Here is a 19,461-nt window from a genome sequence, read left to right on the forward strand (position 1 = left end):
GCACAGTAGGCGCATAGTTTTCAATAATAGCAATGCTATGTGCCTATCTGTCTATGTGGTTCATTTTTAAATAAAAATCATGAAAAAGAAAATATACCAGTGGCATCGTACCACATCACTCATCATAGCAATACCAGTAATACTGTGGGCTGCAAGTGGTTTTATGCATCCAATAATGACCACCATTAGGCCCAAGGTAGTAACCCAATTTTTGCAAGCATCTGCAATAGATACTAACAAGATTGTAATGCCGTTACAAGAGGCGCTTGGTAATAATCATATCGATTCTATCACCAATGTTCGGTTTGTACATATTGATACCAATTGGTTTTATCAAGTACAAGTATCTAATAATAATGTGCCTTTATATTTAAGCACAAAAAATGGCAAACGCTTAGCTAATGGTGATTGGTTATATGCACAATACCTTGCGAGACTGTTTTTAGAAGGGCAAGAGAATAATAAAACCGAAAACAATAAAACTGAAGCATTAACTGCTACAGCAAGTACACACGACTGTTGCGATGCAGCTAGTGAATGTGTATTAAACAATAGTAAGGGTGCTAAAGTAACAGACGCAACATTGGTTACTGCGTTTGATAACGAGTATAAAAGCATCAATAGGTTGTTGCCAGTATATAAAGTGGCGTTTGCTAGGGCAGATGGTATTCGCATTTATGTAGAAACCACACAAGACCGTTTTTCATTTGCCATGGATAATAAACGAGCCATTTTTGATGCTGTTTTTAGATGGTTTCACAATTGGGGCTGGTTGTCGTTTTTAGGTAAAGGGCAATTTATTGTTGAGTTCATTTTAGTAGGCCTTGCCTTTTTAACAGCTTTAATGGGCATTTACATCTTCTTCATTACTAAAAGTAAAAATGTTGCTGGTAATTCAGTTGTAAAAGCTAGACGTAGCCATCGTTTCACGTCTATTAGTATTGCGCTGTTTACATTAATGTTTACGTTTAGTGGTGCTTATCATGCGTTTAATAAGATATTGCCTTCAAAGGAAAACAATGTATTAGTGGCACCAGCTTTTGCAAACAATCAACTAAACTTATCTATTACACAATTGCAACAAACTGTACATGCGCCTATTACTAATGTGAGTGTTGTAGCCATTAATGGTCAAGCTTATTGGCAGGTAAATAAAAAGAAACAATTTCAGACAAAAGCTGACTCAAAAAAGCCAAATAGCGATTTAATGAAGGCTAAAGTTGTTCTACCACCATCGGCTATTTACATCAATACTGCCGATAATAGTGTATTGCAAAATGGCGAGATTGTATATGCTAGTTATTTGGCTAGCCAATACAGCGGCCACACAAGTAATGAGATTGTAAAAATTGATACCATCGTAAAATTTGCAGACGAATATGGCTTTGTGAATAAAAGGCTGCCTGTATTTAAAGTGGCTTACAATACTAACCACAACGAGCGTTATTATGTAGAAACATGTACAGGAAAATTAGCTTTGCGTGTAGATGATATTGATGTAATTGAAGGCTATAGTTTCTCAATTTTACATAAGCATGAGTTTATGGCTTGGGCTGGCAAACCAGTAAAGGATTTTAGCACCATGTTTTGGGCTATGGCACAAATAGCATTGGTAATTATTGGTTTAGTGCTTTATTGTAAAATGAAAGCAAAAAAAGTAGCAAAAGCTTAAATAGTAATATCAATAATTTTGTCATTAAATTCGTAAAGTCAAAAAAATATAGAGTATGAAGTCGTTAAAAATGAGTTTGTTAGTAGCACTTGCAGTTTTTGTATCAAGTAGCGTTAGCGCACAGTTTAAACTAGCACAGTGGCCAGCATTAAAAACATTTCATGGTGTAATGAGCGAAACGTTTCACCCAAGTGAAGAAGGTAAATTAGAGCCAATAAAAACACGCTCAACAGAAATGTACGAAAAAGCGGTGGCTGTTTCTAAATCTGCAATGCCTGATGAATTAAAAGGCAAAAAAGGAATTAAAGAAGCAGTAGCAGAATTAGTAAAAGGCACTAAAGAATTAGATGCTTTGATTAAAGCAAAATCTAGCGATGAAGTAATTAAAACCAAGTTAGCGGGTCTACACGATACATTTCATAAAATAATAGAAACCTGCAATAAGGAAGACGAAAAGCACTAAACTATTTGATAATCAATCAGAATGTATCTGCACCATAATTCTATTGGCAGTGGTTCAAACCCCTGCCAATAATTTATATTGGGGTTGCGATTATGGTGTTATGTCTTTCTTTAAAATAAAACTGAATAGCTGCTAGTAGCTACTAGAAAAAAACCTAAGTAACCACATACTTGAACGTTGCATTTTCAAACACAAAACCAGCAATAGCTACCTAGTAGCAGATGCCTATGATGGTGCTTTTATAAAACAATGTACTACTGATTTTACAGACGCCTGTGCAGGTGCAAAGAAAGACACGACAATTTTAAAAGATACGCTAGGCATTGCGGGTAACGCAAGTATACTAGCCTACATTGGTCATGATGGGTTGATGGATTTTAAACTTACCAATACGCCCACTAAACAAGACAAACAACAAAGAGAGGCTATTATTCTTGCTTGCAAAAGCAAATGGTATTTTGCAAACATCATACAAAAAACTGGCGCTAAACCTTTGCTTTGGACCACCCAACTCATGTGTCCAGAAGCATATACTTTAGATGCTGCTTTAAACGGATGGCTTAAAAAGGAAACTGATACACAAATACATTTACGTGCAGCATCTGCTTACAGCAAGTATCAACATTGTTCTGTTAAAGCTGCTAGCAATTTATTGGTTACAAGCTACTAAACTTAAACAACCCATTGAAAAAAATTACAACTTACATACAAGGGCTTTCTACTTCGAGCAAAATAAAATGGTGCATTGGTATTGTATGCCTACTATGGTTCTACCTATCACTACCATCGCAACTATTTAATGCACCTACCTCTTTTGTAATTACTGATGCTAATGGTAATTTATTAAACGCAAGTATTGCAGCAGATGGTCAGTGGCGTTTTCCTTACAACCAACAAGTACCTGAGAAATTCACCAAGTGCATCACCACTTTTGAGGATAAGCGCTTTTATTACCATCCCGGTGTAGATCCTATTGCCATGTGTAGGGCCATTTGGCAAAACAGTAGAAACAGAAAAACGGTGAGTGGCGGTAGCACCGTTACCATGCAAGTAGTACGCTTGTATAAGCAACATACCAAGCGCAGCTTGTGGAATAAACTCACAGAAATAATTGCAGCCATTAGGCTTGAATGCAGTTACAAGAAAAAGTCTATCATGGCTTTATACGCTAGCAATGCACCTTTTGGCAGCAATGTGGTAGGTTTAGATGCTGCAGCTTGGCGTTACTATGGTAGAGATGCCAATCAATTGTCTTGGGGCGAAATGGCTGCGCTTGCAGTATTACCAAATGCGCCAGCATTGGTGCATCCTGGTAAAAACAGAAATACTTTGCTGTGTAAGCGAAATGAATTACTAGACAAGCTCGTTGCCAATAAAACCATCACCATTATAACAGCTAATTTGGCTAAGCTAGAACCACTGCCAAGTGAGCCGAAAGCCTTACCACAATTAGCACCGCATTTACTTGATAGATTTAAAAGAGATTATGGAATCATCAATAAAACCTCGCCAATTGCTACAAGCATTCAAACAACCATTGATGGTAATTTACAAGCACAAGTAAATCGTATTATTTTACAACACCACGAGCAACTAAAGGGCAATCAAATAAACAATGCTGCTGCGATGGTAATTGAGATTGAAACAGGCAATATCAAAGCATATATAGGTAATGTGTACGAGCCATCTAACCCAGAAATAGAAAGCCATGTAGATGTGTTAAGTGCAGTTCGTAGCCCAGGCAGTACGCTAAAACCCTTGCTATATGAGAGTTTGCTTACAGAAGGTACTATTTTACCTAAACAATTAATACCAGATATTCCTACACAAATAGGTGGCTATGCACCAGAAAACTTTGACCTTGGTTATGATGGTGCAGTGCCTGCAAATAAAGCCTTAAGTAGAAGTTTAAACATTCCTGCGGTACGTTTATTACAGATGTACAAGTACCAGCGCTTTTACGATGTACTGAAGCAAGCAGGCCTTACCACACTTAGCAAACCTGCTGATTTCTATGGCATGAGTTTAATATTAGGCGGCTGCGAAATTTCACCTTTTGAGTTAGCAGGTGTGTATAGTAGCATGGCTAGATTATACAATCACCAACAACAAAACAATGGTAAATGGAATGCTAAAGATTGGATGATGCCTAGGTATTTTAAGTTAACGGTCGACGGTCAACGGTCGACAGTTAACCAACAGCTATTCGACTACACCGCTATTTGGCACACCTTCAATGCTATGAATGAAGTGATGCGACCGGGTGAAGAAGGCTTATGGAATTTGTTTTCATCAGCACAGCGCATTGCTTGGAAAACTGGCACTAGCTTTGGTTTTAGAGACGGTTGGGCTATTGGCCTTACGCCTAAATATTGTGTGCTAGTATGGGTAGGCAATACCAGTGGTGTAGGTAGGCCAGACTTAACAGGTATTAATACTGCAGGCCCTATTTTGTTTGATATCTTTAGATTACTACCTAAAAGTGCTTGGTTTAATCCACCTACAAGTGGCTTTAACTATATCAATGTTTGCAAGCAATCTGGCTTTAAAGCGGCTATGGATTGTGGTGCTACCGATACTGTAATGGTAAGCACTGCTGCTAAAAATGCCCCAATTTGCCCTTACTGCAAGCGTATTAATTTGGATAAAACAGCTACTTATCGTGTAACAGATAATTGCGTAAGCCCTGCTGAAATGTTACATACATCGTGGTTTGTATTACCACCAACTATTGAATATTATTACCAACAAAAACATCCTGAATACAAACCTTTACCCAATTTTAAACCAGGCTGTAATACAGACGTAGCAAAGGTTTTAGATATCATTTACCCAGAAGAAGGCGCAAAAATTTATGTACCCATAGAAGCAAGTGGCATAAAAGGCAATACCATTTTTACAGCCACACATCGTACCAAAGGCAGTAAACTGTTTTGGCATTTAGATGATGCATTTGTAGGCACTACGCAACAGTTTCATCAGCTATCGCTTAACCCAAAACCTGGCCCGCACCTTATTACCATTATAGATGAACAAGGTAATAGCGTAAGCCGAAACTTTGAAATTTTGCAGAAAGAGAAGCACTTAAAATAGCAGGGGAAATATCGTAACTTCAATCTTCCAAAAACAGTAATTCCCATCTTTTCCACCATGCATTTTTGCAGGCTACATAGCACCTAGTTCTGTTGTACTTTTACACAGATGGCATTAGAACAATTAGATTTATTTGGCAATCCAGTAGTGGTGGAAACTTCTAAAAAAGAGAAGTCTAAATTGGTGCAACAGCCATTATTTGAGGCTGTGTTTAACGATGATATCACACCATCGTTTACCAATGCAACACCTGCTGTAGATACAACTACAACTAGCGACAATGCAGCCAAGTCTGCAGCATTTAACATAGAAACGGTAGAACCTATTACTGAAATTGTAGTACCTGCAAAGGCACCTACTACAGAACCTGCGCCACAACCATTTGTATATACCGATAATAATATTAGGGTTAAAGTAAAAGCTAAAGCACCTAAAAAAGAATTAGCACCTGCTATTGGCCTTACACCCAAACCTTTAATTATTGAAACGGTTGACATAAGACCAGAAGAAGAAGCGTTAGTAACTACCGCAACAACCATAGTTGCTACACCTATGCCAGCAAAACGAGCTGAACCAGAATATGTATCTAACCTTCATAAGCGTGGTAGAAAATCGCACAAAGACTTAGAAGCTAGCGCAGACCTTACCAATATACCAGACGACGACATACTCAATCAAAAGTTGTATTACGGCATTACAGAAGTGGCAGGTTGGTTTAATGTAAACGTGTCGCAAATACGCTTTTGGGAAAACGAATTTGACATTTTACAACCACGTAAAACTAAAAAAGGCGACCGACTTTTTAGAGTAGCAGATATCAAAAACCTTGAGTTAATTTACCACCTTATTAGGCAGCGTAAGTTTAGTATAGAAGGTGCAAAAGCTTATTTAAAAAACAATAAGCAGGCTGCAGATACTAATTTCAAGGTTACACAATCATTAACCAAGTTTAGGTCATTCTTACTAGAGTTAAAAGCCAATCTTGGCACTTAATTTAAGCAAGCAAATTATCGTATGAAAGCAATTATTATCGCCTTTTCAGCCATTGTATTATTATCAGCATGTGGTGCTAGTAAAAAAGCATCAACTAATTATCAGGTACTCGATTATCAAGGTAAAAAAATGTTGAAAGGTATTATTAATCGCAGCTTGATAGAAAGCGACACCGCTTTTACTTGGTTTAAAGAAAACATGCAATATGGCCAGCCAGATGCGGCTGCTGTTACTGCTTTTCAACAGCACAAAGCTGACTTTACAATGATTGTTTTCGGTGGTACTTGGTGCGAAGACACACAAAACTTATTACCACGTTTCTATAAGCTTGTAGATAAAAGTGGCTATCCTGAAAGCAACATTACGTTAGTAGCTGTAGATAGACAAAAAACCACGGTAAACAATTTGCATACTACCTACAACATTACCAATGTGCCTACATTTATTGTGCTAAAAGCAGGAAAAGAAATAGGCCGTGTAGTTGAATACGGTAAAGATGGCGACATGGTAAAAGAATTAGGTGCTATTGTAAGCAAGTTGTAAATGAATGATTGATACTACTTTGTGCTAATAGAAACGTATAATACCGAATGGGTAACGCAGTTTAATGCCATTAAAACGATACTTAATAATGCCTTACAACCGTTACCAATTATAATAGAACATGTAGGCAGTACTGCCGTACCACAACTAGCTGCTAAATCCATTATTGATATCGACATTGTTTTTAATGAAGCTATTATCAGCTTTGTCAGCATAAAAAATAAGCTAGAGGCTATTGGCTATTACCATAATGGCAACCAAGGTATTGCAGATAGAGAAGTGTTTAAAAGAAAACTATTAGCCCACCACCCTATTTTAGATACCATTTCACACCATTTGTACGTATGCAGCAGTAATAGCGAAGAGTTAAAAAAGCACCTCACTTTTAGAGACCATCTTAGAAATAATGACTCCGATAGAAATGCTTACCAAGCTTTAAAATTTACAATAGCAAAAGCTGCCAAACAGGATAGAAAATTGTACGCTGCATTAAAAGAAACACAAGCCACAGCTTTTATCAACGGCATTATCAACCAGTATTTATAGCCCATATTTATGCCACAGTTCAGGCATGTCAATTTCAAAATGTAAAGGTGCTTGCGTAGTTGGATGAACAAATGCTAAATAGTAGGATTGTAAAAAAATACTACCATCAGGTGTTGTACGCTTATAGCCATATTTTACATCACCTACAATAGTACAATTTATAGCAGCCAGCTGCGCTCTTATTTGATGAAAGCGCCCTGTAAGCAAGGTAATATCTAGCAAATGATATTTTAAAGACGATTGAATTAATACATAACCTAACTGCGCTTCTACACTATGTGCTACAGCCTTACTAAAGGCTTTTACCTTCTGTTGTTTACCATCTTTTAATAACCAATGTATTAGCGTAGCGCTTGCTTGTAGTGGTTCATTTGCCACAACAGCACGGTATTTTTTGGTTACTTGCCTATCGGCAAATGCCTTGCTTAACATAGTAAAGCTTGCAGTATTTTTGGCAAATAATACCAACCCACTCACACGTTGGTCTAGCCTATGTACAGGCTGCCAGCTTTCAGGCAAAGTATTGCTAATGTTATTGTTGCCAGATGCAGTTGCTTGCGATGCTAACCCCGCTGGTTTATCCACCACAGCAATATCAGCATCCTCATAAATAATGGTAGTCAAATGGATAAATTGAGGCTGTTAAAATGTTAATATGCAAAGAGCATCTACATAAGTAAATGCTCTTTGTAAAAATATTGTTTAATACTATAACTGAATTACTTCCTTTTAGGTAGTACTAAGCTATCAATAGGGTACTTTGCCTTTATACTGTCTCTTACTGTTTCGCACCAAGTAGCAAAAGACAGCTTTTCTGCATCCGTCAATACTGCATTTTTATGTATCAATGTATAGCTTTCTAAAGGCATCTCGCCTTCTTTAGTTTCCTCTATACATTCTTCAAGCTTTTTATACTGCCTAGCTATACGATAGGTGGTAAACTCATCAAAGTTCAAGTGTCGCTTACCATCTTTTATATGATTGTTAAGCCACCAAGCCACTGGTTGTACATTGCTATACCAAGGGTATCTGGTATTATTGCTATGGCAGTCGTAGCATGCTTTTATAAGCGTTTGCTCTACATCTGCTGGCACAGCATACAGCTTACTTATGTGGTGCGCAACAGGTGTGGCAGCTATATTTTTTGCTGGGCGAATAAACTGTATAACTACTAGTACTACTAGCAATACAATACCAATATACTTGAATGCTTTTTTCATGGTGTTTAGTATTAGTCAACTAGAATATTTCCAGTCATTTCTTTAGGTATAGGCAAGCCCATCACTGTTAATATACTTGGGGCAATATCGCCTAGCTTACCAGGTTTTACACCGCCTTTGTAAGTATTAGACAATACAAACAATGGCACTAAGTTTACGCTGTGCTGCGTATTTGGCGAGCCATCTTCATTTACCATATTATCTGCATTACCGTGGTCAGCCGTTAAGAATACCGTATAGCCGTGTGCTAGCGCAGCGGTTGCTACTTTCTCTACACAAGCATCTACTGCTTCTACAGCTTTTACTACGGCACTAAACACACCGGTATGACCTACCATATCTGCATTTGCAAAGTTCAAACAAATAAAATCTGCGTACTCTTTTTCTATTTCTGGCACTAATTTATCAGCTAGTTCGTAAGCACTCATTTCTGGTTGCAAATCGTAAGTAGCTACTTTAGGGCTTTGTGCCATTATGCGTGTTTCACCTTCAAATACAGCTTCTCTACCACCACTAAAAAAGAAGGTAACGTGTGGGTATTTTTCTGTTTCTGCAATACGTATTTGTTGCTTACCATTTGCAGCTAAAACTTCACCCAAAGTATTATTAAGGTTATCATTCTCAAACATCACATTTACACCCACAAATGTTTTATCGTAGTCAGTCATGGTGGTGTAATGCAAGTCTAACTTAGCCATATTAAACTCATGAAAGTCTTTCTGCGTAAGTACTTCAGTAATTTCTCTACAACGGTCTGTTCTAAAGTTAAAGCAGATAACAGCATCACCATTTTTCACTTTTGCCTTATTGCTATCAACCTTACCATTAATAATAGGCTTTATAAATTCATCAGTTACATCTACTGCATACGATTTTTCTATCGCACCAATAATATCGTAACTCGTTTCGCCAATACCATTCACAATCGCATCGTAAGCTAGTTTTACTCTCTCCCAGCGCTTATCTCTATCCATGGCATAATACCTACCTGTGATAGTAGCAATCTGCCCAACAGTATTTTCTAAATGTTTTTCTAAATTACTTACAAAGCCCAAACCGCTTTTTGGGTCGCAGTCGCGGCCATCTGTAAAAGCATGAATATAAACTTCTGTTAAACCTTGTTCTTTACAAGTATCAACTATTGCTTTTACATGCGATGTATGCGAGTGCACACCACCATCGCTTACTAAACCTAGTAAATGCAAAGGCTTGCCATTCTCTTTCGCATACTTAATAGCAGCAAGCAAGGTTGGGTTTGTATGAAATTCTTTGTTGCGTATAGCTACATTAATGCGCTGTAATTCTTGATACACTATTCTACCAGCACCAAGGTTTAAATGCCCTACCTCACTGTTGCCCATTTGGCCTTCTGGCAAGCCTACTTCTTCGCCACAAGTAACCAACGTACTGTGCGGATATTTTGAATATAACGAACTAACAAACGGCGTTTTTGCGTTTTGAATGGCATCTGCGGTTTTTGACTTTCCTAAGCCCCAACCGTCCATAATAATTAAAATTGCTTTCGTACTCATGGGCATAAAACTAAGACATTTGATTATTCAATTTCCTTTGCTACATTTAAACCCGATACTTTGGCATGTTTTTAGCCTTTAAACCCTTAATAAACCATAAAAAATGAAAAAGATTTTAACCCTAATGAGCTTATGTTTCGTGCTGTTTTCCTTCAAAACAGCCGACAATGTACCAGCCATTATTAGCGCTTTAAAAACCGGTAATGCAGAAGAAACTAGCAAATATTTTGACAACTTTATAGATTTAAAATTGCCCGAAAAAGACGAAATTAAAAATGTGGGCAAAACGCAAGCTAGTCTTACGTTTCAGAGTTTTTTTAAAGACAATGGCATTAAAGGTTTTGAGCTTACTAGCCAGCGAGAAATGGGTGCAACAATGTACCTTGCTGGTAAATTGCAAAACGCAGGCAAAGGTTATAATATTACCATTTTACTTAAAAATAAAGATGGTGAGAAACAAATTATTACAGTGCGTATCAACTAGTTTATTTACCAACATAATTACACGATAAAGGCGATGAAATTCATCGCCTTCATTGTTGTATTGAGTATTTGTAAACCAACTTTTGTACTACTATTTAGCTGCTGTTGTGTCACTCACTTATACGTTCTTATCGCTATGCAGCATTTGCGTAGCGTAGTTTTAAAACGGTGCATCGCCATCAATACCATCATCAAAGTTGCCAGTATTCATTTTACTGCCTTGCACAAAAAATCTACCGCCGCCACCATTATCTGGGGCGCCGCCAACAGGCGAGCTAGGTGTAGGCGCTATCGGTTTCCAATTGCCAGCAGCACTACCAGTCATCATACCACTATTTCTATCAGTAATATCTTCAAAGCGTTGAATATGCAAGTGCGCCTGTAATATAACATTATCTAACGAACCATTACGGTGCTTTGCAATACGAATATGCGTTTCACCCTTGGTACTTTCGCCACTTTCATTGTTATGAATTTCGTGGTATTCAGGGCGGTAAATGAACATTACCATATCGGCATCTTGTTCTATCGCACCAGATTCTCTCAAATCACTCAACTGTGGTATTTTACTTTCTTTACGGGTTTCTACTGCACGGCTTAACTGGCTCAGCGCAATAATTGGAATATTTAACTCCTTTGCTAAAGCCTTTAAGTTTCTAGAAATATTACTAATCTCTTGCTCACGGTTACCGTTTTTATTATCGGCACTACCGCTCATTAATTGCAAGTAGTCAATAATTATAATGCCAACGTTGTGCTTATTTACCAAACGTCTTGCCTTTGCTCTAAATTCAAAAATGTTTAAGGCTGCCGTATCATCAATGTAAATAGGGGCAGATTCTAAGCGTTTAATACCTTTTGTGTGTAACTGTTGGTACTCGTAATCTTCCATTTTACCACGAGTAATTTTCTCTAATGGTATTTCACTTTCGGCACTTAAAATACGCTGCACCAACTGTGCAGCACTCATTTCTAAACTAAAAAAACCAACAGCAGTAGGCTTAATGCTATTGAGCGCAGCATTACGTGTAAGGTTAAGCGCAAAGGCCGTTTTACCCACAGATGGACGAGCCGCTAAAATAATTAAATCCGTAGGTTGCCAGCCATATGTAATACGGTCTAGACTAGGAAAACCACTAGGCACACCAGATAGCTCTTCTGTTTTGGTACGCATTTCATCAATACGTGTTACAGCTTGTGCCAAAGCTGTACTCATTTCTTTATAATCGGCCTTTAAAAAGTGCTTGGTTACGTTAAATATTTTCTCTTCACTTTCATTCAATAGATCAAATACATCGGTGCTATCCTCATAGGCATCACCAATAATTTCACCACTAATGCGTATCAGTTCTCGCTGAATAAACTTTTGCAACACTATTCTTGCGTGTGCATCTATGTTGGCCGTACTTACAACTGTATTGGTAAGTTTGGTTACAAAATAAGGCCCACCAACAGCTTCTAGCAATTCTTTAAAACGTAGTTCTTCAACCACAGTTAAGATATCAATGGGCTGGCTTTTTTGCTGCAAGCTCATCATGCAACGAAAAATATGTTCGTGCGCTTCTACATAAAAACATTCTGGTTTTAAAATCTCACTTACGGTATCAAAAGCACTTTTCTCAAGCATAATAGCCCCTAGCACAGCTTCTTCTAAGTCACGTGCTTGAGGTGGTACTTTACCAAAGGCCATCGTACCCAAATCAACGGTGGTTTTTCTGCGTTTACGGTCTTTATTAAGTGAGGTTAGATCCATTATATCGTTACTAGTTTTTTAGTTCTTAATTGTTGCTGCTATCCCCGCAACCATGTTACCAAATTGTTACGGGGGAGCGAATATGACTTAGAAAATCTAGAATAAAAACAAATTGACTATTAATATTAATGCACACTGGTTCAACAGGCTATGCACAAGTTAGGCATGTTAATTCACATAAATACAAAAGCTTATCCACCAAAAACAAAAGTTTTACGCTTTTTACACATGGTAATACACAAATTGATGTGCAGAATAATTTTGAAAAAAAATTGTGTTGTATTGGAATTGTAAGCAATATTGGCAAATTGGTTTTTTGCTATATAGCAGCCTTTGTGGATTGTATTTACCTCCTAATAGCACAAAAAAAGTGCGCCCAATTAGGTACGCACTTTACATATTTTATAACCACTACTTTAAGCTGATAAAGATATATTTTCTAGTCGTGTTGGTGGTTCATGATCTATCAATTTAATAATACCGACTGCGTTAAACACACGCATAACTTGGTATGTTAAATCAAACTCAAACCAGCGCTTTGCAAAGTTGGCATCGGCTTTGTCAAAATGGTGATTATTTTGAAACAATTCGCCCATTAGTAAAACACCCCAAGGTGATGTATTTTTTGAATGATCACCATTATTGAAATTGCTGTAGCCGTATTTATGCCCACACCAGTTTACAATAGCGCCTTGTATTGGCCCCATTAAAAAATGGATAGGCAACAACAGAAACCACCAATAACTAGGTGCATACACAGTATATACAGTAGTGTAAGCTGCCATAAATAAAAATCTTGTAAAAGAATGATGCCCAATTTTATCCAACTTATCCCAAACGGGTAAATAATCTTTGGTAAACTGAGGTTCTGGCAAATTTTTACCAGTTAAAAAACTACGAAAAATAAGAATCGTACTACGCATCATTTGGTACACATCTTTAAAAAAATGTGGGCTGTGCGGGTCTTTCTCGGTATCGCTATAAGTGTGATGCATTCGATGCATAACCCCATATGCTCTTGGCACTAAGTAAGATGAACCCTGTACCAGCCAAGTACTGACGTAAAAAATTCGCTCCCAATTTTTACTAATCTCATACATTTTATGAGATGCAAAACGATGTAAAAAGAACGAATGAAAAAACAATGATAAGAACCAATGCGTAAAAAAGAATACTAAAATGACAAGCATAAAAAAGGGTTAAAAAATTGAAGGCGAGAAAGATATAAGTTTCTGTGGAATAAGAATTTTATTATGCAACTTTTCTACCCTTGTTTAAATAAGTGTGGATATAATTGTTGTTTTCTACATCAAATTATTTATTATTTCGCGGTAATACTGTAAGATACGATTATGTAGGCTAATTAGATGTTAAATAATAGATACGAATTTATATTTACCTTTTTTTGCCTTACCTGCATTACCTATCCTTTTAGTATTTATCTTTTTAACTTAGATGCCTAATCATTTGATTATGAAATGGTTTTTAATTCTCTTTATTTCTTTTTTAGTTATATCTTGTAACAATCATAAAATAATACTTGAAGGTGTTAGGTTCACACCAGAATATTTTAGAAATAATATGTTTTGGGGCGAGAATGAGATGGCAATTAAAACGATGAATCTTTACTTATTAGTTACTGGTGTAATTGATACAACTTCTGAAACACCACCAATAAAAGTGGCTTTTATAGCAATCGATAATAAAACAATTCAATTAAATTATAGCAACCAGACTGTAACAGGCAATGATATTGTAGAAACATATACAGGAAATGGTTACACTCTCACCACAATGAAAGATATAAAAATAGATTCACGTGGTGTTAAAAAAGCAGTTGTCTTAATTACTAAAGAAGGATTGTTGTCAAAATATGAATTTATTGGTAAAGATGGGACTCAATAAAAAGAAAGGAAATTTTAAACCATTCTTTACAATATGTATCTGTATATTAGTATTGAAAATTTTAACCACCTAAAAATTACACAATGAAAAAAATGTTTTTTCTATTGATGATTGTTGGCCTTGCTGTTGCACCAACATTGTCTCATGCGCAAGACAGCACAAAAACTAAGAAAAAAATGGAAATGCGCAAAGCATTAAGAGATAAATGGCAAAATGCTACACCAGAGGAAAAGGAAAAAATGAAGGAAAGGGTTAAAGAAATGAAGGCTAAGTATGACAGCCTACCACCAGAAAAAAAAGCCGAAATAAAAGAAAAAATGCAAGCTAGAAAAGATGCACAAAAGAAATATTAAATTATGTTCCTATATTAAAAAAGGGAGGCAAATATGTTTATTTGCCTCCCTTTTTGTTTAGTAACTGCAATAAATGTTCGTCAAAAGCAACAATATTTCTTAAAAGTGTTTCTTTATGAAGCATTACTGTTGTTATTTTGTTTAAACCATTACTAATGAGGCTTTTATTACTTTTTGCAACTATCGTTATCTCAATGCAAAATACAAATGCACAGAGTGATACATCAATAGCTATTAAAAACCAATCTGTATATAGCTTCTTACTTCATAATGCTACAATTTTAGTACATACTAAACAGGTTGAAAACACGAGAGGCGCAAGGCCAAGAGGTGCAGCATTAGAATGGTCAACTTTACATAGTGGTTATAGCACTTATAAGAAGTGGGGGTTTTTGAGTAGAAATGGGTTGTTAATTAGTTATTTTGACTTTAATACACCAATTCTTGGCAAGGCCTATAATGTGGGCTACTTTATAGAACCAATATTTAAAGTAGGTAACAAAGCAGAGCTACGTATAAAAGGTGCGCTTGGTATAGGGTATCTTACTAGCCCTAACGTAAACCTAAAAGACACGAGTATAACGGCAAATTTTAATTATGGCTCCAATTTGAATGCTTACATACAATTATCTATAGGTGCATCAGTGCATATTAGCAAGCATTTTAGTGGTTACTTAAGCGGAAATTTTAATCATAATTCAAATTCGGGCTTTGCATTACCAAATAGAGGGATTAACTACCCTTCATTGTCAGTAGGTATTTTATACCACAGCAGCGATAATCGTTTGCCATCTTATCAAAGAGTAAAAGATAAAAATTGGAAGAATAATAATATGGCTCAATACTACACTGGTATATTTAATGCTTTTAAAGATGGCTGGACCGGTGTGGGTATTAAATATAAAAAGCAATTACTAGTAGGCGCTACTGTATTTGCAACCAAACGTGTAAGTAATGTAAATGCGCTTACTGCTGGTATTGAGGCATATTACGATGGGGGTTTAGCACTTACAAAGCGAAGTACAAATGACAACACATCTAGTTTTTTTGCAAGCGTGTTAGTTGGTAACGAATTCTATTTAAGTAAGTTTATTTTAAGTCAGCAATTAGGTTTTCACGTATACAGAAATACAGATACTTACAATGAGATTTATCTTAAAAATATTAATACTGTTAAAAACTTATATCAGCGGTATGGCATTACTTATCAGCTTACCCCAAAATACCGCATTGGGTGTAGCTTTTTAGCAAGGGCAGATTTCGCTGATTTCTTTGATTTTAGGCTATTGTATCGCATTAAATAAAGCAGATTAGATATAGTAAATTGAAACGCCACATCATTTCGATGTGGCGTTTTTAATTTTAAGCACAGCAATTTACACTGCGCCAGTAAATTGTTTTAAGAAACGAACATCATTTTGGCTGTACAAGCGTAAATCATTTACCTGATATTTTAACTGACAAATACGTTCTACCCCCATACCAAATGCAAAGCCCGTGTATTTGTTACCATCTATACCAAAGTTTTCAAGCACTTTTGGATGCACCATACCACTACCTAAAATTTCTACCCAACCAGTGTGCTTACATACATTACAGCCTTTGCTATCGCAGATAAGACAACTTATATCCATTTCTGCACTTGGCTCGGTAAAAGGGAAATAGCTTGGGCGAAAACGTACTTTTACATCTTTACCAAACATTTCCTGCACAAAGAAATATAGTGTCTGTTTCAAATCTGCAAAGCTTACATTCTCATCTATATACAACCCTTCAACTTGATGGAAAAAACAATGCGCTCTTGCACTAATAGTTTCGTTACGATAAACACGACCAGGACAAATAACCCTGATTGGTGGTTTTTGGTGTTCCATTACCCTTGCTTGTACACTACTTGTGTGTGTACGAAGTAACCAAGCTGGGTTTTGGCTAATGTAAAACGTGTCTTGCATATCACGTGCAGGATGGTCTTCTGGCAAGTTCATCGCACCGAAATTGTGCCAATCATCTTCAATTTCTGGCCCTTCAGATACCGCAAAACCTAGACGTTTAAAGATGCTAACTATTTGATTGCGTACAATGCTTAAAGGGTGACGTGTACCCACACCAACAGGGCTACCAGGTAAAGACAAATCTATTGAAGCACCAGCATCTGCAACGGTAGCAACACTAGCTTGAAGTGTTTCAAATTTATTTTCGGTAAAAAATTTAAACTCGTTTAGTATTTGGCCAAAAGCCTTTTTCTGATCGTTTGGTACGTTTTTCATTTCGCCCATCACGCTTTTTACTAAACCTTTTGTACCAAGATATTTAATACGAAATGCTTCTACCATATCTGCATTGGTAGCTTCTGCGGCAGCAATTTCTTGCTTATACAATTCTATCTGCTGTAACAACTGTTCCATTTGGCGAAGATAATAGTGAAAAGTGAATTGTAAGTGTTATCACAGCAAAGCGCTGATTAGTTTACCATTTATACTAATGATTATTGAAAACTTACCAATGTCATATCAAAATAAATAGGGGCATTTTCTGGTATTATAACTACACCTGCTTGCGTTCTTGCACCTTGACAGCCATATGCGAAGGCCGAAGGAATTAATAACTTAATTCTACCACCAGCTTTAATTTTAGGTAACCCAATTTGCCAACCAGTTATTAATTGGTTTAAATAAAAAGAAGCAGTACTATCTGTTTTTGTAGAATCGAATACATTACCATTTAATAAAGTACCTCTATATTTTACTCTTACCAATGAATTAGCATTTGGCGACGTAGTTCCAGTACCAGCTGATATAATTTGGTAATACATACCAGAAACATCTTTTGTGGTAGTAATATTATTAGCTGTTGCAAAATTGATTAATCCAGTAGAATCATTAGCCACAGGCGTGTTAGTGCAAATAGTGTTTGTTGATTCAGAAGCTTTGCCACAACTAACTACGTAAAAAGAAGCCGCTATCAAAGCTGCTATAAACACAATTTTCTTCATAATATTTTGGGTGCTTTATAAAATTAATAGCCTCTTACATTTTTGCCTTCCATATAGTTTAAAAAGGCTTTGTTACAAACCCTATTACCACCTGGTGTTGGATAATTACCCGTAAAATACCAGTCACCTGTATTGGTAGGGCAGCTATCATGCAAGTCTTCTATGGTTTGATAGATGACCTGTGTAGGAAAAGTGATGTCTTCTGGCGTAATTAACTGCGCAATTTTAATGGAAATTTCTTCGGTAGTAAAAGGCTTATAAATTTGGCGCACCACATTTTCAGTATGTAATTGATTAGTGCGTTGCAATTCTTTAATCCTTTCTTGCGCCTCGGTTAAAATATGTTCTAAGCCACGTTCTTTAAGTAATTCAATCGCAGCACGAAAGGCAATAAAATCGCCTAGTTTGCTCATATCTATACCATAACAATCTGGGTAGCGAATTTGTGGTGCAGAAGAAACAACGATTATTTTCTTTGGTTTTAAACGAGCTAGCATACGCACAATACTTTCCTTTAAAGTAGTACCACGTACAATGCTATCATCAATTACTATCAACGTATCTTGATGGTTACGAACAGTGCCATAAGTTACATCATAGACGTGTTGCACCATTTCATTTCTGTTATCATCGTTGGTAATAAATGTGCGCAGTTTTACATCTTTAATGGCAATTTTTTCTTGGCGAATTTTACGAGTAACCATTTCAGTAAGTTTCTCTTCGCTAAAATCATTACCCCAGCTTAAAATACGCTCTACTTTTATCTTGTTTAAATAATCTTCCATGCCTTTTACCAAACCATAAAAAGCTACTTCAGCAGTATTTGGTATATAAGAGAAAATGGCATTTTTTAAATCATAGTTAATATCTTCTAGTACACGCTTGCTTAAATGATAGCCCAATGCAATGCGCTCTCTATAAATTTTTTCGTCGCTACCGCGGCTAAAGTAAATACGCTCAAAACTACAAGCACGGCGCTCTTTGGGTTCTACAATTTGCTGTATAGAATAATTGCCTTTATCATCTACAATTAGACCCATACCTGGCATTAATTCTAGCACTTCATTTTCGCCTACATTAAATGCGGTACGTATAGAAGCTCTTTCGCTTGCAGCTACAATTACTTCATCATTAATATAATAATAAGCAGGACGAATACCATGCGCATCACGCATTACAAAGCTATGACCATTACCTATTAAACCGCCAATGGTATAACCACCATCAAATAATGGGATGGCTTTTTGTAACACATTTACAAGGTTGGCACAATTAGGACTTTCAGCATCTTCTTTTACCAAAAAATGATGAATTACTTCCATCATTGCAGCAAGGTCGCTTTGCTTTTGAAAAATACCAGGTTCTATGTTTAGTAAATCGTAAAGTTCTTCGGTATTTACTAAATTAAAATTACCCGCTAAGGCTAAATTTCTCCCAGGTTGTGTATCACGTTTTATAAATGGATGACAGAATTCTACATTGTTTTTGCCTTGTGTACCATAGCGTAAATGGCCTAATAACAATTCACCCAAATAAGGCACATGGCCTTTCATTAATCCTGGATGTTTGGTAATATCGGGCTGATATTTAGCTAATTCTTGTACTTCTGCGCCTACTTTGGCAAAAATATCGGCTATAGGTTGTGGTGCGTTGCTACGTAATCGTGAAAGGAAGGAATAACCTGGCTCAACATTTAATTTTACTGAAGCAATACCAGCACCATCTTGACCACGGTTGTGTTGCTTTTCCATTAACAAATATAGCTTGTTTAAGCCATACATTACAGTGCCATGTTCTTGCAAATAATAAGAGAAAGGCTTTCTTAAACGAATATAGGCGAGGCCACATTCGTGTTTTATTTCGTCGCTCATAGTAAAAATAAAGGGCGAAGTTACAACCTCGCCCTTGTTTAA

At 36.6% G+C, this 19,461-nt stretch carries 19 protein-coding genes; 11 read left to right on the forward strand and 8 right to left on the reverse strand.

What is annotated here, in order from left to right; all coding sequences use genetic code 11:
• The first annotated feature begins 79 nt into the window (after positions 1 to 79).
• From ACT9TX_RS05260 to ACT9TX_RS05290, 7 genes are all read left to right on the forward strand, one after another.
• Positions 80 to 1,672: a hypothetical protein gene (locus tag ACT9TX_RS05260; RefSeq protein ID WP_481337180.1), complete on the forward strand. Its 1,593-nt coding sequence runs from the start codon at positions 80 to 82 to the stop codon at positions 1,670 to 1,672.
• 55 nt (positions 1,673 to 1,727) lie between these two features.
• Complete coding sequence (locus tag ACT9TX_RS05265; RefSeq protein WP_481337181.1) at positions 1,728 to 2,135, forward strand: hypothetical protein; 408 nt, start codon at positions 1,728 to 1,730, stop codon at positions 2,133 to 2,135.
• 370 nt (positions 2,136 to 2,505) lie between these two features.
• On the forward strand, positions 2,506 to 2,805 hold the full coding sequence (locus ACT9TX_RS05270) for a hypothetical protein (RefSeq protein ID WP_481337182.1): 300 nt from the start codon (positions 2,506 to 2,508) through the stop codon (positions 2,803 to 2,805).
• Between the two features lie 14 nt (positions 2,806 to 2,819).
• The gene (gene pbpC, locus ACT9TX_RS05275; RefSeq protein ID WP_481337183.1) at positions 2,820 to 5,228 is read left to right on the forward strand and encodes a penicillin-binding protein 1C; all 2,409 of its coding nucleotides are present in this window, start codon (positions 2,820 to 2,822) and stop codon (positions 5,226 to 5,228) included.
• A 108-nt stretch (positions 5,229 to 5,336) separates the two neighbouring features.
• Positions 5,337 to 6,221: a MerR family transcriptional regulator gene (locus ACT9TX_RS05280; RefSeq protein ID WP_481337184.1), complete on the forward strand. Its 885-nt coding sequence runs from the start codon at positions 5,337 to 5,339 to the stop codon at positions 6,219 to 6,221.
• Between the two features lie 21 nt (positions 6,222 to 6,242).
• The gene (locus ACT9TX_RS05285) at positions 6,243 to 6,764 is read left to right on the forward strand and encodes a thioredoxin family protein (protein WP_481337185.1); all 522 of its coding nucleotides are present in this window, start codon (positions 6,243 to 6,245) and stop codon (positions 6,762 to 6,764) included.
• A 21-nt stretch (positions 6,765 to 6,785) separates the two neighbouring features.
• Positions 6,786 to 7,310, forward strand: coding sequence for a GrpB family protein (locus tag ACT9TX_RS05290; protein WP_481337186.1), 525 nt, complete (start codon positions 6,786 to 6,788; stop codon positions 7,308 to 7,310).
• On the opposite strand, the gene ACT9TX_RS05295 is transcribed toward ACT9TX_RS05290, so the two are convergent.
• The 3 genes from ACT9TX_RS05295 to gpmI form a co-directional block, all read right to left on the reverse strand.
• Positions 7,305 to 7,934 (reverse strand): RluA family pseudouridine synthase, encoded by a 630-nt coding sequence (locus ACT9TX_RS05295; RefSeq protein ID WP_481337187.1) that lies wholly within the window; start codon positions 7,932 to 7,934, stop codon positions 7,305 to 7,307. The two genes, ACT9TX_RS05290 and ACT9TX_RS05295, sit on opposite strands and share 6 nt — an antisense overlap.
• A 95-nt stretch (positions 7,935 to 8,029) precedes the next feature.
• Positions 8,030 to 8,530, reverse strand: coding sequence for a heme-binding domain-containing protein (locus ACT9TX_RS05300; protein ID WP_481337188.1), 501 nt, complete (start codon positions 8,528 to 8,530; stop codon positions 8,030 to 8,032).
• A gap of 11 nt (positions 8,531 to 8,541) precedes the next feature.
• Positions 8,542 to 10,062, reverse strand: coding sequence for a 2,3-bisphosphoglycerate-independent phosphoglycerate mutase (gene gpmI / locus ACT9TX_RS05305; protein ID WP_481337189.1), 1,521 nt, complete (start codon positions 10,060 to 10,062; stop codon positions 8,542 to 8,544).
• 103 nt (positions 10,063 to 10,165) lie between these two features.
• On the opposite strand from gpmI, the gene ACT9TX_RS05310 reads away from it, so the two are divergent.
• The gene (locus ACT9TX_RS05310) at positions 10,166 to 10,546 is read left to right on the forward strand and encodes a DUF4783 domain-containing protein (protein ID WP_481337190.1); all 381 of its coding nucleotides are present in this window, start codon (positions 10,166 to 10,168) and stop codon (positions 10,544 to 10,546) included.
• Positions 10,547 to 10,705: 159 nt separating this feature from the next.
• Here the strand turns inward: ACT9TX_RS05310 and dnaB are convergent, their stop codons facing one another.
• Together dnaB and ACT9TX_RS05320 are read right to left on the reverse strand one after the other, a co-directional pair.
• On the reverse strand, positions 10,706 to 12,298 hold the full coding sequence (gene dnaB / locus ACT9TX_RS05315; RefSeq protein WP_481337192.1) for a replicative DNA helicase: 1,593 nt from the start codon (positions 12,296 to 12,298) through the stop codon (positions 10,706 to 10,708).
• Between the two features lie 416 nt (positions 12,299 to 12,714).
• Positions 12,715 to 13,488 (reverse strand): fatty acid desaturase, encoded by a 774-nt coding sequence (locus ACT9TX_RS05320; protein WP_481337193.1) that lies wholly within the window; start codon positions 13,486 to 13,488, stop codon positions 12,715 to 12,717.
• 283 nt (positions 13,489 to 13,771) lie between these two features.
• Here ACT9TX_RS05320 and ACT9TX_RS05325 point away from each other — a divergent pair, with 283 nt between their 5' ends.
• The 3 genes from ACT9TX_RS05325 to ACT9TX_RS05335 all read left to right on the forward strand — a co-directional run bounded on the left by ACT9TX_RS05325 (position 13,772) and on the right by ACT9TX_RS05335 (position 15,860).
• Entirely contained in the window at positions 13,772 to 14,203 is a 432-nt protein-coding gene (locus ACT9TX_RS05325; protein WP_481337194.1) for a hypothetical protein, read from the forward strand.
• A gap of 83 nt (positions 14,204 to 14,286) precedes the next feature.
• Positions 14,287 to 14,556, forward strand: a complete 270-nt coding sequence (locus ACT9TX_RS05330; RefSeq protein WP_481337195.1) for a hypothetical protein — start codon at positions 14,287 to 14,289, stop codon at positions 14,554 to 14,556.
• A gap of 155 nt (positions 14,557 to 14,711) precedes the next feature.
• Complete coding sequence (locus ACT9TX_RS05335) at positions 14,712 to 15,860, forward strand: acyloxyacyl hydrolase (RefSeq protein WP_481337196.1); 1,149 nt, start codon at positions 14,712 to 14,714, stop codon at positions 15,858 to 15,860.
• Between the two features lie 72 nt (positions 15,861 to 15,932).
• Here the strand turns inward: ACT9TX_RS05335 and pheS are convergent, their stop codons facing one another.
• The 3 genes from pheS to ACT9TX_RS05350 all read right to left on the reverse strand — a co-directional run bounded on the left by pheS (position 15,933) and on the right by ACT9TX_RS05350 (position 19,419).
• Positions 15,933 to 16,961 (reverse strand): phenylalanine--tRNA ligase subunit alpha, encoded by a 1,029-nt coding sequence (gene pheS, locus ACT9TX_RS05340; protein ID WP_481337197.1) that lies wholly within the window; start codon positions 16,959 to 16,961, stop codon positions 15,933 to 15,935.
• 80 nt (positions 16,962 to 17,041) lie between these two features.
• Positions 17,042 to 17,548, reverse strand: a complete 507-nt coding sequence (locus ACT9TX_RS05345; protein ID WP_481337198.1) for an FKBP-type peptidyl-prolyl cis-trans isomerase — start codon at positions 17,546 to 17,548, stop codon at positions 17,042 to 17,044.
• A 23-nt stretch (positions 17,549 to 17,571) separates the two neighbouring features.
• A complete protein-coding gene (locus ACT9TX_RS05350; protein WP_481337199.1) occupies positions 17,572 to 19,419 on the reverse strand; it encodes an amidophosphoribosyltransferase in 1,848 nt (615 codons plus the stop codon).
• Positions 19,420 to 19,461 lie beyond the last annotated feature (42 nt).

This window comes from Parasediminibacterium sp. HNIBRBA5674 (assembly GCF_056745525.1).

Bases quoted from the DNA above. Each gene is read 5' to 3' on its own strand.
- ACT9TX_RS05260 (WP_481337180.1), top strand. From the start codon at position 80: ATGAAAAAGAAAATATACCAGTGGCATCGTACCACATCACTCATCATA.
- ACT9TX_RS05265 (WP_481337181.1), top strand. From the start codon at position 1,728: ATGAAGTCGTTAAAAATGAGTTTGTTAGTAGCACTTGCAGTTTTTGTA.
- ACT9TX_RS05270 (WP_481337182.1), top strand. From the start codon at position 2,506: ATGGATTTTAAACTTACCAATACGCCCACTAAACAAGACAAACAACAA.
- ACT9TX_RS05280 (WP_481337184.1), top strand. From the start codon at position 5,337: ATGGCATTAGAACAATTAGATTTATTTGGCAATCCAGTAGTGGTGGAA.
- ACT9TX_RS05285 (WP_481337185.1), top strand. From the start codon at position 6,243: ATGAAAGCAATTATTATCGCCTTTTCAGCCATTGTATTATTATCAGCA.
- ACT9TX_RS05300 (WP_481337188.1), bottom strand. From the start codon at position 8,530: ATGAAAAAAGCATTCAAGTATATTGGTATTGTATTGCTAGTAGTACTA.
- gpmI (WP_481337189.1), bottom strand. From the start codon at position 10,062: ATGAGTACGAAAGCAATTTTAATTATTATGGACGGTTGGGGCTTAGGA.
- ACT9TX_RS05310 (WP_481337190.1), top strand. From the start codon at position 10,166: ATGAAAAAGATTTTAACCCTAATGAGCTTATGTTTCGTGCTGTTTTCC.
- dnaB (WP_481337192.1), bottom strand. From the start codon at position 12,298: ATGGATCTAACCTCACTTAATAAAGACCGTAAACGCAGAAAAACCACC.
- ACT9TX_RS05320 (WP_481337193.1), bottom strand. From the start codon at position 13,488: ATGCTTGTCATTTTAGTATTCTTTTTTACGCATTGGTTCTTATCATTG.
- ACT9TX_RS05325 (WP_481337194.1), top strand. From the start codon at position 13,772: ATGAAATGGTTTTTAATTCTCTTTATTTCTTTTTTAGTTATATCTTGT.
- ACT9TX_RS05330 (WP_481337195.1), top strand. From the start codon at position 14,287: ATGAAAAAAATGTTTTTTCTATTGATGATTGTTGGCCTTGCTGTTGCA.
- ACT9TX_RS05335 (WP_481337196.1), top strand. From the start codon at position 14,712: ATGAGGCTTTTATTACTTTTTGCAACTATCGTTATCTCAATGCAAAAT.
- pheS (WP_481337197.1), bottom strand. From the start codon at position 16,961: ATGGAACAGTTGTTACAGCAGATAGAATTGTATAAGCAAGAAATTGCT.
- ACT9TX_RS05345 (WP_481337198.1), bottom strand. From the start codon at position 17,548: ATGAAGAAAATTGTGTTTATAGCAGCTTTGATAGCGGCTTCTTTTTAC.
- ACT9TX_RS05350 (WP_481337199.1), bottom strand. From the start codon at position 19,419: ATGAGCGACGAAATAAAACACGAATGTGGCCTCGCCTATATTCGTTTA.